General features: G+C 72.7%; 14 protein-coding genes. 6 read left to right on the forward strand and 8 right to left on the reverse strand.

Going from position 1 to position 14716, the window contains the following annotated elements; genetic code table 11:
- From AC3EN4_RS31330 to AC3EN4_RS31355, 6 genes are all read right to left on the reverse strand, one after another.
- On the reverse strand, nucleotides 1–446 hold a 446-nt coding region (locus AC3EN4_RS31330; protein ID WP_435210112.1), incomplete at its 3' end, for an adenylosuccinate synthetase.
- Nucleotides 443–1402: a hypothetical protein gene (locus tag AC3EN4_RS31335; protein WP_435210113.1), complete on the reverse strand. Its 960-nt coding sequence runs from the start codon at nucleotides 1400–1402 to the stop codon at nucleotides 443–445. The genes AC3EN4_RS31335 and AC3EN4_RS31330, both read right to left, overlap by 4 nt.
- Before the next feature lie 9 nt (nucleotides 1403–1411).
- On the reverse strand, nucleotides 1412–2383 hold the full coding sequence (locus AC3EN4_RS31340; RefSeq protein ID WP_435210115.1) for a serine/threonine protein kinase: 972 nt from the start codon (nucleotides 2381–2383) through the stop codon (nucleotides 1412–1414).
- Entirely contained in the window at nucleotides 2380–3135 is a 756-nt protein-coding gene (locus AC3EN4_RS31345) for an NUDIX hydrolase (protein WP_435210117.1), read from the reverse strand. Before AC3EN4_RS31345 ends, AC3EN4_RS31340 begins: the two co-directional genes overlap by 4 nt.
- Before the next feature lie 87 nt (nucleotides 3136–3222).
- Nucleotides 3223–4308 (reverse strand): MaoC/PaaZ C-terminal domain-containing protein, encoded by a 1086-nt coding sequence (locus tag AC3EN4_RS31350; protein WP_435210118.1) that lies wholly within the window; start codon nucleotides 4306–4308, stop codon nucleotides 3223–3225.
- Nucleotides 4308–5654 carry a 3-oxoacyl-ACP reductase gene (locus tag AC3EN4_RS31355; protein WP_435210120.1) on the reverse strand — a complete coding sequence of 449 codons (1347 nt, stop codon included), beginning with the start codon at nucleotides 5652–5654 and terminating at the stop codon, nucleotides 4308–4310. Before AC3EN4_RS31355 ends, AC3EN4_RS31350 begins: the two co-directional genes overlap by 1 nt.
- Before the next feature lie 54 nt (nucleotides 5655–5708).
- On the opposite strand from AC3EN4_RS31355, the gene AC3EN4_RS31360 reads away from it, so the two are divergent.
- Together AC3EN4_RS31360 and purB are read left to right on the forward strand one after the other, a co-directional pair.
- Entirely contained in the window at nucleotides 5709–7001 is a 1293-nt protein-coding gene (locus AC3EN4_RS31360; protein WP_435210122.1) for an acetyl-CoA C-acetyltransferase, read from the forward strand.
- Nucleotides 7002–7055: 54 nt separating this feature from the next.
- Complete coding sequence (gene purB, locus AC3EN4_RS31365; RefSeq protein WP_435210124.1) at nucleotides 7056–8480, forward strand: adenylosuccinate lyase; 1425 nt, start codon at nucleotides 7056–7058, stop codon at nucleotides 8478–8480.
- 82 nt (nucleotides 8481–8562) lie between these two features.
- Here the strand turns inward: purB and AC3EN4_RS31370 are convergent, their stop codons facing one another.
- Both AC3EN4_RS31370 and AC3EN4_RS31375 read right to left on the reverse strand, forming a co-directional pair.
- Nucleotides 8563–9126, reverse strand: coding sequence for a YbjQ family protein (locus AC3EN4_RS31370; protein ID WP_435210125.1), 564 nt, complete (start codon nucleotides 9124–9126; stop codon nucleotides 8563–8565).
- Nucleotides 9127–9149: 23 nt separating this feature from the next.
- Nucleotides 9150–9833: a S1 family peptidase gene (locus AC3EN4_RS31375; RefSeq protein ID WP_435210126.1), complete on the reverse strand. Its 684-nt coding sequence runs from the start codon at nucleotides 9831–9833 to the stop codon at nucleotides 9150–9152.
- Nucleotides 9834–10190: 357 nt separating this feature from the next.
- Between AC3EN4_RS31375 and purS the strand changes: the two genes are divergently transcribed.
- The 4 genes from purS to AC3EN4_RS31395 are packed head-to-tail and all read left to right on the forward strand — an operon-like array spanning nucleotide 10191 to nucleotide 14655.
- Nucleotides 10191–10454, forward strand: a complete 264-nt coding sequence (purS, locus tag AC3EN4_RS31380) for a phosphoribosylformylglycinamidine synthase subunit PurS (protein WP_007454310.1) — start codon at nucleotides 10191–10193, stop codon at nucleotides 10452–10454.
- Complete coding sequence (purQ, locus tag AC3EN4_RS31385) at nucleotides 10451–11134, forward strand: phosphoribosylformylglycinamidine synthase subunit PurQ (protein ID WP_435210128.1); 684 nt, start codon at nucleotides 10451–10453, stop codon at nucleotides 11132–11134. Before purS ends, purQ begins: the two co-directional genes overlap by 4 nt.
- 55 nt (nucleotides 11135–11189) lie before the next feature.
- The gene (gene purL / locus AC3EN4_RS31390) at nucleotides 11190–13895 is read left to right on the forward strand and encodes a phosphoribosylformylglycinamidine synthase subunit PurL (RefSeq protein ID WP_435210129.1); all 2706 of its coding nucleotides are present in this window, start codon (nucleotides 11190–11192) and stop codon (nucleotides 13893–13895) included.
- Between the two features lie 4 nt (nucleotides 13896–13899).
- Nucleotides 13900–14655 (forward strand): 2-phosphosulfolactate phosphatase, encoded by a 756-nt coding sequence (locus AC3EN4_RS31395; protein ID WP_435210130.1) that lies wholly within the window; start codon nucleotides 13900–13902, stop codon nucleotides 14653–14655.
- Nucleotides 14656–14716: the final 61 nt, after the last annotated feature.

Raw genomic sequence — 14716 nt, forward strand, 5'->3', positions numbered from 1 at the left:
GGGGGCCGCCCCCCCCCCCCCCCCCCCCCCCCCCCCCCCCCCAGCCCGCAGGAGCCGTGCCGGTCGGCGCCCCGGGCGATCTCGCGGGCCCGATTGGCGGCCCGGTGGTACGGCGTGGCGAGCAGCGCCTCGGCGTCGACGGTCAGCCGGTCCAGCGCGTCGGGCACCCCGACGGTGGCGAGATGGTCGGCCTCGGCGGCCAGCGCCAGCGGGTCCACCACCACCTGCCGGGACAGGTGCGTCCGGACGCCGGGGTGGAACGTGCCGGCCCCGAACTGGGCGAACGTGTGGTGCCGCCCGTCGCGCAGCACGACGTTGTGTGCCGCCTGCGCGCCCCCGTTGAAGCGGACCACCGTGTGCACCGGGCGGGTGGCGCAGAGCCAGTCCACGACCGTGCCCTTGCCCGCGTCGCCGTACCCGAGGTCGACCACCGCCACGTGCCTCACAGCCTCGTCACCCCGCCCGTGGTGTCGCGGAACGCCGGCAGCGTCGACACCTCGGCCCGCCGACCCCGACCGAGCCGGGCCAGCGCCTTCGACACGGTGCCGGTGGCGCGCGAGCCGGCGCGGTCCAGGTGGCGCAGGCCCTCGTCCAGGTCGATGGCCTGCTCCCCGAGGCCGATGGCGAGGGCGATGGTCTCGCAGACCGCGTCCAGGTCGTCGAGCACCACGGCGTTCTGCCCGAGCAGGTCCCGCCAGAAGTCGAGCACCTTCGAGTTGCCGGCGTGACTGCTACCGGCGGGGAGCAGGTAGTAGGTGTCCCACCGTCGGGTCACCTCGTCGACGACCTGCCGTAGCGGCACGTCCTCGGTGAGGCCGTCGCTGATCAGGCCGGCCACCTCCCGGGCCTTCACCCGCTCGTACGCCAACTCGTCGCCGATGACGAACAGGTAGCCGCGACGGCCGCGCTTCTCCCAGTTGTCGGTGACGGTGTGCCGGGCCATGAAGTACAGAGCCAGCTCGTACGACTCACTCATTTGCCCGCCGCCACCGCCTTCGAGGACGATCCGGCCGAGGTCGTCGTCCATCCGGTTGTCCGACTCGAACTGACCGACCTGCAGGGGCACCCGGTCGCAGGTGGCGTCGCCGATCGCGCCGAACATGATCTGCGGGTCGCTGGCGTAGCCCTGCCGTTGCAGCAGCCCGAGCAGCTGCGGCAGCTTGGTCTGCAGCACGCGCGGCACCTTGAGCATCGAGCCGGTCACGTCGAAGAGCACCGCGACGGGCGTCGAGCGGGGGTGTTCGGCGGAGTCGCGGCTCTCCCGGGTCGCGTCCCGGGGGTCGAGCGCGGGGTGCACGGTCCGCGCCCCGCTGTCGCTGTAGGAGAACGCGCTGCGGCCGGCGGCGCGCCGGTAGCGGTCGGCGGCGTCGTACACGTCGGTGGACCAGGTTCCACTGCCCATGACAGCTCCTTAGGAAGTGAGGGTGAAGGGTCGGAAGGTGCGTGGCCCGTAGAGGCGGTCCAGCACCTGGTCGAGTTCGCGCAGCAGGGCCCAGGCGTCGTCGGGTCGGGCGTTCAGCGCGTCCTGCCGGCAGCCCTGCGCGAAGGCGTGCAGCTCACGAGGGGTACGGGGCCCCATCAGCCAGCTCATGCACCGGCTGGCCAGCGCGATGTCGGTGCCCGGTCCGCAGGGCCGCTTCCGGAGCACCTCCGGCGGGTACCAGTCCTCGTGGCCGGGCACGAGCGCCGGGATCGTGCCGCCGGTCGGGGCCGAGAAGCACCAGTCGACGAGCACCACGCCGTGGGCGTCCGGCTCGATCAGCACGTGCCGTGGCAGGACCGCGCCGTGCACGATGCCCGCGCGGTGGGCCAGGCCGAGCGCCACCAGCAGCCGCCGCCACATCCAGGCCGCGTCCCGGGCGTCCAACCCGTCGGGGTACGCGCGCCGTACCGCGTCGAGGTCGTGCAGGCCGGGCGCGGTGGCCAGCACGTTGATCCGCCGTTCGGCGCCGGTCGCCGAGTCGCGGTGCGGGAACTCGTCGACCAGCCGCGGCACGTACGGCAGGTAGCGCGGGTCGCCGCGCTCGGCGATGGTGCGCAGGGCGTGTGCCTCACGGGCCATCAGGTCGTTGTCGGTGGGCCGGCGGGGGAGTTTGAGCAGCCGGTCGTCGCCCACGTCGTAAAGGTCGGCCAGGTCCCCCGAGTGAGCCGGCGGGCCGAGCCGGTAGTCGCCGAGGACGGTGGTCCGCCGGGCCTGCCACCGGGTCGTGACGTGGACGAACGCGTCGAGGGCTTCGGCGCGTACCCCCGGGTCTGTCGGCAGCCGGTCGGGGTGCAGGGCCGCGACCAGCTCGCGGTAGCGGCGGGCCGGCTGGTCGGTGCCGAACAGGTCGGCGTCGGTGCGCGCGGCCGTGACCAGGTCGATGGCCTCGGCGGTCCTCATCGCACCGTCTCCTCGCGGGCCGGTCGCAGCAGCGCCGGGTGCAGCAGCCGGGCGTCGCCGGCCCGGTAGAGCCGGGCCCGGGGACCACCCCGCGCGCCGCCGCGTTCGGTGCTCGCGCCGGTGCTCTCCACGAAGCCCGGCACGGAGAGCACCTTGCGGTGGAAGTTGCCGGCGTGCAGCGGGTCACCCCAGACCGTCTCGTAGACCGCCCGCAGCTCGCCGATGGTGAACTCGGCGGCGAGGAAACGGGTGGCCAGCGGGGTGTACTCCAGCTTGGACCGGGCCCGCTCCAGCGCGTCGTCGATGATGCGGCCGTGGTCGAAGGCGAGCTGCCGGTTGGTCAGCGCCGTCACCGGCAGCCAGCTCGCCTCGTCGGCGTCGGTGCCGGCCGCCGCATCCGGCAGGTCGGGAGCGAACGCGAGGTGCGCGATCGAGACGACCCGCATCCGCGGGTCACGGTCGGGAGCGCCGTAACTGCCCAACTGCTCCAGGTGTACGCGGGCCAGCCCTTCGCCGCCGAGCCCGGTCTCCTCGGCCAGCTCCCGTCGGGCGGCGGCGCTCAGATCCTCCTCGGGGCGGACGAAGCCGCCGGGCAGTGCCCAGTGCCCCGCGAAGGGCGCCTCGCCGCGCCGGATCAGCAGCAGGTGCAGCTCGCCGTCGCGGATGGTCAGCGCCACCACGTCGACGGTCACCGCGACCGCCGGATAGTCCCGGGGGTCGTACGCGGCCAGGAATTCCTGCTCGTCCACCATGTCACTCTCATTCTGAGAACATCTCGCTGTGAGAACAACCTAGCGTAGACGTGCGTCCCTGCCAACCCCCGGGTCGGCAGGGACGCGTCAGCGCACGAGACCCACCAGGTGCGGCCGCCCGCGCGAGTCGTGCAGGGCGAACCCGTCGTCGGGCAGGAGGGCGAAGTTCACCGTGCTCGGCAGCGGCACGGGCAGCTTGAAGGCGACCTCGACGGTGTAGGCGTCCGGCAACCGCGTCTCGAGTGCGGCGAGGCAGCGCGCCTTGCTCCACATGCCGTGCGCGATCGGCCGCTGGAAGCCGAACAGCCGCGCGCCGAGCCGGGAGGTGTGGATCGGGTTGTGGTCCCCGGAGACACGCGCGTACGCGGTGCCCACCCGGGGTTCGACCCGCCACCTGGCGGTGGCCGTGGGCGGGCACGAACGTTCGCCGCGCTCGCGTCCGCCGGGTGTGCGCTCCCGACCCAGGTACGTCGAGACGCCCCGCCAGACCTCCTCCCCGTCGACCGAGCCGACCAGCACCACGTCCACCTGCCGCCCCCGGTCGTGCGGGCGCAGGTCCTGGGCGTACGTCGTGAAGTCGATGGTCTCGTCGGCGCTGATCGGCCGGTGCACGGTGATCCGGTTGCCGACGTGCACCACGCCGGTCAGCGCGATGGGAAAGCCCGGCGCGGTCATCAGCCGCAGGGCCAGCGGAAAGCCCAGGACGTGCGGGTACGTCCCGGGCAGCCGGTCGGTGAGCCGGAACCCGCAGACCCGGTCGTAGTCGGCCAGGTGGGACCGGTCGACCCGCACGCCGCGCACGGCGAACTCGAGCGCCGGCAGGTCGTTCCCACGACGTCCCCGACCGAGGCCCGGCAGCGCGCTGAGCACGGCCCGCCGGTAGAGCGCCCCGGGTGCCGGCATCCGGGTCAACTCGACGCGCTCCCGGCCACCCGTGCCGGCCGGTCCGTGGCCGCTGAGGTCGGTGGTCACCTCCGCCGCCGGCCCGCTGAGGTCGGTGGTCACCTCGGCCGCCGCCGCGCTCAGGTCGTGCGTCCGCTCGACGCCCGGATCGGCGTCGGCGGCCCCCGGCCGGCGAGCCGCGTCCAGCGTCTCGCGGGACAGGATCTCGGTCGGGCCCTCGATCAGATCGTGGACCGAGAGGTCATCGTCCGGCTCTCTTTTGCGGGCCATCACGCCCCCAGCAGACTCTGGCCGCAGACGCGGACCACGTTGCCGCTGATCGCGCCGCTCGCCGGCCAGGCCAGCCAGCCGATCGTCTCGGCCACGTCGACCGGCAGCCCGCCCTGGGCCAGGCTGTTCATCCGCCGGCCCGCCTCCCGGACGACGAGCGGGATGCGGGCGGTCATCCGGGTCTCGATGAAGCCCGGGGCCACCGCGTTGACGCTGATCCCCCGCTCGCGCAGGCTCGGGGCGAGCGAGTCGACCAGCCCGATCACGCCGGCCTTGCTGGTGGCGTAGTTGGTCTGTCCCCGGTTGCCGGCGATCCCCGCGATCGAGGACACCCCGATGATGCGGCCGCCGGCCGGAATCAACTCCCGTTCCAGCAGCACGTCGTTGATCCGCTCCTGGCTGGACAGGTTGACGTCGATGACCTGGTCCCACCGGTCGGCGTCCATCCGGCCGAGCGTCTTGTCCCGGGTGATGCCGGCGTTGTGCACCACCGCGTCGACGCGTCCGTGCCGGCCGGCCAGGTGGTCGGCGAGCCGGGTCGGCGCGTCCGGGGCGGTCAGGTCGAGCTGCACCGCCGTACCGCCGATGTCGTTCGCCACCGCGGCGAGCGCGTCCCCGGCCGCCGGGACGTCCAGCGCGACCACCTGGGCGCCGTCGCGGGCGAGCACCTTGGCCAGGGCCGCACCGATGCCCCGGGCCGCCCCGGTGACCAGTACGACCTGCCCGTCCAGCGGACGGTCCCAGTCGGCCGGGGCGGTCGCCGTACCGGTGCCGACCCGGACGACCTGCCCCGACACGTACGCGGACCGCCCGGATAGCAGGAACCGGAGGGTCGATTCGAGGCTGGTGGTGTCGCCGTCGCGCGCCACGTGGACGAGCTGGGCGGTGGTGCCCCGGCCGAACTCCTTGCCGATGCTGCGGACCAGCCCTTCCAGGGCCCGCTGGGCGGTCGCCGCGCGCGGGGTCGGGCACTCCTGCGGCGGGGTGCTGAGCACGATCACCCGTCCGCTCGGCAGCAGGGCGCGGGCGTGCGGGTGGAAGAAGTCGTAGAGCTGGCGGAGCTGGGTCGAGTCGGTGATGCCGGTGGCGTCGTACACCAGGGCACCGAAGCGGTCCTCGGCGGCGACCGCGCCGGTGTCGCGCAGCTCGACCCCGGCGGCGGTCAGGATCGTGCTGACCGGCTCGGCGAGCCGGCCGCCGTCGGCCGCGCCGAGCAGCGCGGGCCCGGGCAGCAGCGGGTCGCCGGGTTGGTGTCGGCGCAGTCGCGGCGGATCGGGCAGCCCGAGACGCTTCACCAGCGTGCGGCCGGCGGCCGATTGGACGAAGCTCGCGTACCTGTCGGTCATGGGCGTAGCCTACTGGCGAGTAAGGTTCGAGCAACACTCGCGAGGAGGCGGATCGTGCAGAGCATCCGGAGGGTCGCGGTCATCGGGGGCAACCGCATCCCCTTCGCCCGTTCCAACTCCCGCTACGCCGACGCGTCCAACGCGGACCTGCTCGGCGCGGCGCTGGATGGTCTGATCGCCCGGTACGGGCTGGCCGGGCAGCGGGTCGGCGAGGTGGTGGCCGGGGCGGTGCTCAAGCACTCCCGCGACTTCAACCTGACCCGCGAGGTGGTGCTCGGGTCCCGGCTCGACCCGCACACCCCGGCGTACGACATCCAGCAGGCCTGCGGCACCGGCCTGGAGGCGGCGATCCTCGTCGCCAACAAGATCGCCCTCGGTCAGCTCGACGTGGGCATCGCGGGCGGTGTCGACACCACCTCCGACGCGCCCCTCGCGGTCAACGAGGACATGCGTCGTACGCTGCTCAAACTCAACTCCGCCCGGACGGTCGGCCAACGGCTGAAGATCGCCGCGAAGCTGCGCCCGCTCCAGCCGTTCAAGCCGGACATCCCCCGCAACGCCGAACCGCGTACCGGCCTCTCCATGGGTGACCACGCCGCCCGTACCGCCCTGCGCTGGCAGATCGACCGGCGCTCCCAGGACGAGTTGGCGTTGCGCTCGCACCAGCGGCTCGCCGCCGCGTACGACCGGGGCTTCTTCGACGACCTGATGACGCCGTACCTGGGGCTGACCCGCGACCAGAATCTGCGCCCGGACACCAGCCTGGAGAAGCTCGGCGCGCTCAAGCCGGTCTTCGGCACCCGGGGCCCGGACGCCGAGCAGGCCACCATGACCGCCGGCAACTCCTCACCCCTCACCGACGGCGCGTCCACCGTGCTGCTGGCCAGCGAGGAGTGGGCCGCCGCGCACCACCTGCCGGTGCTGGCCTGGTTCAGCTGGTCCGAGACGGCGGCCGTCGACTTCGTGCACGGCGACGAGGGCCTGCTGATGGCCCCCGCGTACGCCGTGCCCCGGATGCTGGCCCGGGCGGGGCTCACGTTGCAGGACTTCGACTACTACGAGATCCACGAGGCGTTCGCCTCGCAGGTGCTGGCCACCCTCGCCGCCTGGGAGTCGCCGGAGTTCTGCAAGGACCGGCTCGGCCTGGACACCCCGCTGGGCGCGATCGACACCGACCGGCTCAACGTGAACGGCTCGTCGCTGGCCGCCGGGCACCCGTTCGCCGCCACCGGCGGACGGATCGTGGCCACGCTGGCCAAGCTGCTGGCTGCCAAGGGCAGCGGACGTGGGCTGATCTCCATCTGCGCGGCCGGTGGCCAGGGCGTGACGGCGATCCTGGAACGCTGAGCCCTGCCGGCCCTCCTTCCCGGGCTGCTCAACGGGTGCGGGACAATGAGGTACGTGACGACGATCCCGAACGTGCTCGCCAACCGGTACGCCTCGCCCGAGTTGGTCGCCCTCTGGTCGCCCGAGGAGAAGGTCCGGATGGAACGGCGGCTCTGGCTCGCCGTGCTCCGCGCGCAGCGTGACCTGGGCGTGGCCGTCCCGGACGGGGTGGTCGAGGCGTACGAGCGGGTGCTCGACCAGGTCGACCTGGCGTCGATCGCCGAGCGGGAGCGGGTCACCCGGCACGACGTGAAGGCCCGCATCGAGGAGTTCAGCGCGCTGGCCGGGCACGAGCACGTGCACAAGGGGATGACCTCGCGGGATCTCACCGAGAACGTCGAGCAGCTTCAGGTGCGCGCCTCGCTGGAGCTGATCCGGGACCGGGTGGTGGCGACCCTGGCCCGGCTGGCGTGGCTCGCGTACGAGCACTCCGAGCTGGTCATGACCGGCCGCTCGCACAACGTGGCGGCGCAGGCCACCACGCTGGGCAAGCGCTTCGCGTCGGCGGCGGAGGAGCTGCTCATCGCGTACGACCGGCTGGAGGAGCTGATCGCCCGCTATCCGCTGCGCGGCATCAAGGGCCCGGTGGGCACGGCCGCCGACCAGCTCGACCTTTTCGACGGCGACGCCGACAAGGTCGCCGAGCTGGAGCGCCGGGTCGCCGAGCACCTGGGCTTCTCGCGGGTGCTGGACAGCGTCGGGCAGGTCTACCCGCGTTCGCTGGACTTCGACGTGCTGGCCGCGTTGGCGCAGACCGCCGCCGCCCCGTCGTCGCTGGCCACGACGATCCGCCTGATGGTCGGGCAGGAGCTGGTCACCGAGGGCTTCAAGCCGGGCCAGGTCGGTTCCAGCGCCATGCCGCACAAGATGAACACCCGTTCGTCCGAGCGGGTGAACGGCTTCGCGGTGATCATCCGGGGTTACCTGTCGATGGTCGGCGAGCTGGCCGGCGACCAGTGGAACGAGGGGGACGTGTCCTGCTCGGTGGTCCGCCGGGTGGCCCTGCCGGACGCGTTCTTCGCCGCCGACGGGCTGTTCCAGACCTTCCTGACGGTGCTCGACGAGTTCGGCGCGTACCCGGCGGTGATCAACCGGGAGCTGGAGCGCTTCCTGCCCTTCCTGGCGACCACCAAGATCCTGGTGGCGGCGGTCCGGCGTGGCGTCGGCCGGGAGGTCGCCCACGAGGTGATCAAGGAGCACGCGGTGGCGGTGGCGCTGGCCATGCGCGAGAAGGGCGCCCCGGAGAACGATCTCTTCGACCGCCTGGCCGCCGACGGCCGCCTCGGCCTGTCCCGCGCCGACATCGACACCCTGGTGGCCGACCGCACCGCCTTCGTAGGAGCGGCAAAGTCCCAGGTCGAGTCGGTAACCCGCAGAATCACCAAGGTCGTCGAAACCCACTCCGACGCCGCCACCTACACCCCACCCCCCATCCTCTGACCCCCTTCGCTTTCTCTAGTTGATCAAGAGGTTCGCGTCAAATCTGATCTCCCTGGTGACGCGAACCTCTTGATCAACGGGGTCATTCGCCGGTGGGGGTTTCGGCGGCTGTTCTCAGGTTCGGGGCGCTTGCGGGTTCGGCGATGCCGCCCAGGGACTCCGCGAAGGCCGGGTCGGTGGCGGTTTCCGCCGCCACCGCCGGCTGGTCGGGCGGCATGGTCTCGGGCATCGTGGGTACGGCGACGACCGCCGTGCCGTACGCGCAGATCTCCATCCACATCTCGCCGCAGTCCCGGCTGTCGAAGCGCATGCCGATCACGGCGTTCGCGCCGAGCCGCAGGGCCTCCTCGCCGAGGCGGGTCACCGAGTCGGTACGCCACCGGGTCAGGTTGTCCGGGGCCATCGGGTCGTACGCGCCACCGCGCAGGTTCTTGACCCCCTCGCGGTACGGGTTGCGCGTCCTGGCCATCGATGACACCACCTCACCGAGAATCTGGCGGATCTCGTAGCCGGGCAGTTGCTCTGTCGTCACGACCAGCACGTTTCCGATGCTGTCAGGAGTGGCGCGACCCGATCGGGTGGCGTGTTCACCTGATCGGATGCTGCAAAACGGCGCGGCGCGGACGGCCGGCGCGCAGCCGACCATCCGCGCCGCACGGGCGCTAACCGTCAGACACCGGCCACCGAGGTGATCCAGGCCCGGTTGTACGCGACGCTGCCGTAGTTCTGGATGTTGTAGCCGTCGGCCGTGGAGGCGACGCCGACCTGCTGACCGTTGTAGAACTGCGGACCGCCGGAGTCGCCCCGCCAGGCGTTGCCGTTGATCCGGGTGCTGCGGATGGCCTGACCGCCGTACGCGTCGGTGACGTTGGTGCTGGTCACCTGGACGGTCGCGGTCTTGAGCTGGCTGGACGCGGAGCAGCCGCTGTAGCAGGTCATGCCCCAGCCGTAGATCGAGTTGGTCGAGCCGACCGGCGGGTTGCTGCTGGCCAGGGAGACCGTCGAGGTGCTGACGGTGCTGGAGAGGCGCATGAGGGCCAGGTCGTTACGGGTGTAGGTGGCGCTGACGGTACGGGTCACCCCGCCCGAGGCACGGTAGACGCTGCCGACCCGGACGGACATCGTGCCGCTGATGCAGTGCCGGGCGGTGAGTACCCACTGCGCGGCGATCACGCTGCCGGAGCAGGTGAACGAGCCGTTGCTGAACACGGCGGCGGCCCAGGGCGCGGACGACACGGTGCCACCGCCGATGATGGGTTGCGGGCCGGCCGGGGCGGCGGACGCGCCGGTCGGGGCGGTGAGGGCGCCGACCAGCGCCGTGCTGATCAGGGCGAGCAGGGGACGAACGCGCATCGCTGGACTCCTTGGGGCGGGATGGGGCCCGGGGTCGCCGGGTGCCCGGTGGCGGCGACGGGAGGTCCCCGTTGCCGCTGGCATCGAGCCATGTCGATGTACTGTAGGGCCGACGAGGATCGTTTTCAAGAACTTGATCGAGATCGTTCTATGTAACGATTCGGCCACCCGCTGCGCCGTATATGCCCTGCTGAGGCGGCCTGTCCCGCGTGGCGGAGCGCACTCGCCGCCGGTTATGTGGATCACTGCCTGAACTGCGCCCGGCCGGTGCGTCCGCGACGGAATCTGCCAGGTACGCTGGCTGCGCTCGCCCGTTGTGGGTAGGCACCCAACTGCGTACACAGTCAGGAGTGCCCAGTGCCTCGCGTCGTCGTCGACGTCATGCTCAAGCCCGAGATCCTCGATCCGCAGGGCCAGGCCGTCGCAAACGCGCTGCCCCGGCTCGGCGTCAGCGACGTCGCCTCAGTCCGGATCGGCAGGCGGATCGAGATCGACTTCACCGGTGAACCGGACCTGGACCGGGCCCGGGAGATCGCCGACAAGCTGCTCGCCAACCCGGTCATCGAGGACTTCACCGTCCGCCTGGTCGAGACCGACGAGACCGCGGACGCCCGCTCGTGACCGCCCGGGTCGGTGTGGTCACCTTCCCCGGCTCGCTCGACGACGGGGACGCGGCCCGCGCCGTCCGGATCGCCGGCGCCGAGCCGGTCCGGCTCTGGCACGGCGACGAGAGCCTGCACGGGGTGGACGCCGTCGTCCTGCCCGGCGGCTTCTCCTACGGCGACTACCTGCGCTGCGGCGCCATCGCCCGGTTCGCCTCGGTGATGGAGACGATCGTGGACGCCGCCCAGGGCGGTCTGCCGGTGCTCGGCATCTGCAACGGCTTCCAGATCCTCTGCGAGGCGCACCTGCTGCCGGGCGCGCTCACCCGCAACCAGCACCTGCACTTCCGCAACCGGGACCAGGTCCTGCGCATCGAGTCGGCCGGCACCGCGTGGACCAACGCGTTCCAGGCCGGCCAGGAGGTGCTGATCCCGGTCAAGAACGGCGAGGGCTGCTACGTCGCCGACACCGCGACGCTGGACCAGCTCGAAGCCGAGGGTCGGGTCGTCGCCCGCTACGTCGGCGGTAACCCGAACGGGTCGCAGCGCGACATCGCCGCGATCACCAACCCCGCCGGCAACGTTGTCGGCATCATGCCGCACCCCGAGCACGCGGTGGAGGCGCTCACCGGCCCCTCGCTGGACGGCCTCGGCTTCTTCACCTCGGTCCTCAAGCACCTGGTGGGGACCCCAGCGTGAGCATCGGTCAGCTCAACCGCCGGCCCGGCGGGCACGAGCGCAGCGAGGAGAGGTCATGACCACCCATCCGGACCCGGTACGGGACACTCCGGAGGCGTACTCCGCCCCGGCGCAACCGACCGAGCCGCCGGCGCAGCCCACCGCCCCGGCGGCCGCTCCCGCGCAGCCGGCGACCGCCGACTGGACCGACGGCGTGGACACCGTGCCGCGTGCCGACGGCACCCCGGGCGAGTTGCAGCCGTACACCGAGCTGGGCCTGCGCGACGACGAGTACGACCGGATCCGGCAGATCCTCGGCCGTCGACCCACCCAGTCCGAGCTGGCCATGTACTCGATCATGTGGAGCGAGCACTGCTCCTACAAGTCGAGCAAGGTGCATCTGCGTCAGTTCGGTGAGAAGGCCCCGCAGAGCGACCGCCTGCTCGCCGGCATCGGTGAGAACGCCGGTGTCGTGCAGGTCTCCGACAAGCTGGCGGTGACCTTCAAGGTCGAGTCGCACAACCACCCGAGCTTCGTCGAGCCGTACCAGGGCGCCGCGACCGGCGTCGGCGGCATCGTCCGGGACATCCTCGCGATGGGCGCCCGCCCGGTCGCGGTCATGGACCCGCTGCGCTTCGGTGCCGCGGACCACCCGGACACCGCCCGGGTGCTCACCGGCGTGGTCGCCGGCGTCGGCGGCTACGGCAACTGCCTCGGCCTGCCCAATATCGGCGGCGAGCTGGTCTTCGACCCGTCGTACCAGGGCAATCCGCTGCTCAACGCGCTCTGCCTGGGCGTGCTGCCGGTGGACCGCCTGCAGAACAAGGCCGCCGCCGGCCCCGGCAACGTGGTCGTGCTGATGGGCGCCAAGACCGGCCGGGACGGCATCGGCGGCGTGTCGGTGCTGGCCAGCGCCACCTTCGACGAGGACAGCGAGGGGCGTCGCCCCGCCGTGCAGGTCGGTGACCCGTTCACGGAGAAGCTGCTGATCGAGGCGTGCCTGGAGCTGTACGACGGCCAGCTCGTCGTCGGCATCCAGGACCTGGGCGGCGCCGGGCTGACCTGCGCGCTCACCGAGACCGCCGCGGCGGCCGGCACCGGCATGCGGGTCTGGCTGGAGCGGGTCCCGCTGCGCGAGCCCTCGATGGACCCGCACGAGATCCTGGCCAGCGAGTCCCAGGAGCGGATGCTGCTGGTCGTCGAGCCGGACAAGCTCGACGCGGTGCTGAAGACCTGTGAGAAGTGGGGCGTGCTCGCCACCGCGATCGGCGAGGTCACCGCACCGGAGCCGGACGGCCGCCCGGGTCGCCTGCTGATCACCTGGCGGGACCACCTCGTCGTGGACGTGCCGCCGGGTTCGCTCGTCGACGACGGCCCGGTCTACGCCCGGCCGATGCGTGAGCCGGCCGACCTGATCCTGCTGCAGGCCGACCGGGCCGAGACGCTGCCCCGCCCGGCCGACCCGGACGCGCTGCGGGAGACCCTGCTGCGCATGATCGCGTCGCCGAACCTGGCCGACAAGACCTGGGTCACCGAGCAGTACGACCGCTACGTGCTGGGCAACACCGTGCTCGCGCAGCCGGAGGACGGCGGCGTGATCCGGATCGACGAGCAGACCGGGCTCGGTGTGGCGCTGTCGGTCGACGGCAACGGCCGGTACGCCCGGCTCGACCCGTACCACGGCACCAAGCTGGCGCTCGCCGAGGCGTACCGGAACGTGGCGGTGACCGGCGCGAAGCCGATCGCCGTCACCAACTGCCTCAACTTCGGCTCGCCGGAGGACCCGGGCGTGATGTGGCAGTTCGCCGAGGCCGTGCGCGGCCTCGCGGACGGCTGCCTGGAGCTGGGCATCCCGGTCACCGGCGGCAACGTCAGCTTCTACAACCAGACCGGCGCGGCGGCCATCCACCCGACCCCGGTGGTCGGCGTGCTGGGCGTGCTGGACAACGTGGCCGACCGGGTGCCGATGGGCTTCGTCCCGCGTCCCGGCGGCGACCACGACCAGCTCTACCTGCTCGGTGAGACGAACGTGGAGCTGTCCGGCTCGGAGTGGGCCTGGGTGACGCACGAGCACCTCGGCGGCATCCCGCCGCAGGTCGACCTGCTCCGCGAGAAGGCGCTGGCCGACCTCCTGGCCGAGGCCGCCCGGGTGGGCCACCTCAGCTCGGCGCACGACCTGTCCGACGGTGGTCTCGCCCAGAGCCTGGTCGAGTCCTGCCTGCGGCGTGGTGTCGGTGCCCGGATCGCGGTGCCGGAGCAGTTCGCCGAGGGCTCGATGCCCTTCGTCTACCTGTTCAGCGAGTCCGCCACCCGGGCGCTGGTGTCGGTGCCGCGTGGCCACGACAAGGCGTTCGCGGCGCTCTGCGCCGAGCGGGGCGTGCCGTTCGAGCTGATCGGTGTCACCGACCCGTCCGGCGGCGCTCTCGAGGTGCACGGGCAGTTCCGGGTCAGCCTGGACGAGCTGCGCGCCGCGCACACCGAGACGCTGCCGCGCCTCTTCGGTGGCACCGCCGCGGTCGAGGCGTCCGAGCCGGCCGCTGCCGCGACCGGGGAGCCGGCCGTCGCCGAGGTGCCCGCCCCGGCTGCCGGCGTGGCGGGCGCGGTCGAGGCCGTGCCGCTGCCGGGCGACCCGGCCGAGCCGGTGGACCCGGCGGAGGTGCTCTCCGAGCCGATCGCCTCGGCCGGCCCGTCCCCGCAGACCGGGGCTGTCGACCCGATCGGGTCGGAGCAGCCGTCCGAGTCTGAGTCCGGTGCCACCGAGTCGTCGCCTGACGAGCGCTGAGGCGTTGGCGGCGGCCGTATACGGCCAGCCCGGGTCAGGCGCCAGGTTCGACTGGGGCCTGACCGGGGCGGCCGAACTCGGCCGGGTCTGCGCGGCGCTGGTGGTGGTGGACGTGCTCTCGTTCACCACCGCCGTGGAGGTGGCGGTCGCCCGGGGCATGCGGGTGCACCCCTTCCCGTGGGGTGAGCAGGCCGCCGAGTACGCGCTGCGGGTCGGCGCGGTCGCGGCGGTCGGACGCCGCCGGGTGACAGCCGACCACCCCTGGTCGCTCTCACCCGCCGCGTTGAGCGCCGCGCCGGTGGTCGCGGACCTGGTGCTGCCCTCGCCGAACGGCTCGGCCATCAGCGCCGCCGCCAGCGCCACCGGACTGCCGGTGGTCGCGGCGTGCCTGCGCAACGCACGCGCCGTCGGGCGTTGGCTGCGCCGCCAGGGGTACGGGACGACGGACGCCCCGATCGGCGTGGTCGCCTCGGGAGAGCGGTGGCCGGACGGGTCGCTGCGCCCCTCGGTCGAAGACCAACTCGGCGCGGCGAGCGTGCTGGATGCCCTGTCCGGGGTGCCGGGCGGTCTCTCCGTGGAGGCGGCCATGGCGCTCGCCGCGCTGGCCAGCACCCCGGACGTACCCGCCGCGGTACGCGGCAGCGTCTCCGGTCGGGAGCTGACCGAGGGCGGTTTCGAGGCCGACGTCGACATCGCCGTCCAGGTGGGCGTGTCCGATGTGGTGCCGGTCCTCCGCCAAGGCGTCTTCTCCGCCGCCTAACCCGCCCCCCACCGGCCCCGCCCCGCCTTTCCCGTTGATCATGAAGTTATTGCCCCCGCGC

This window comes from Micromonospora sp. bgisy143 (assembly GCF_057708145.1).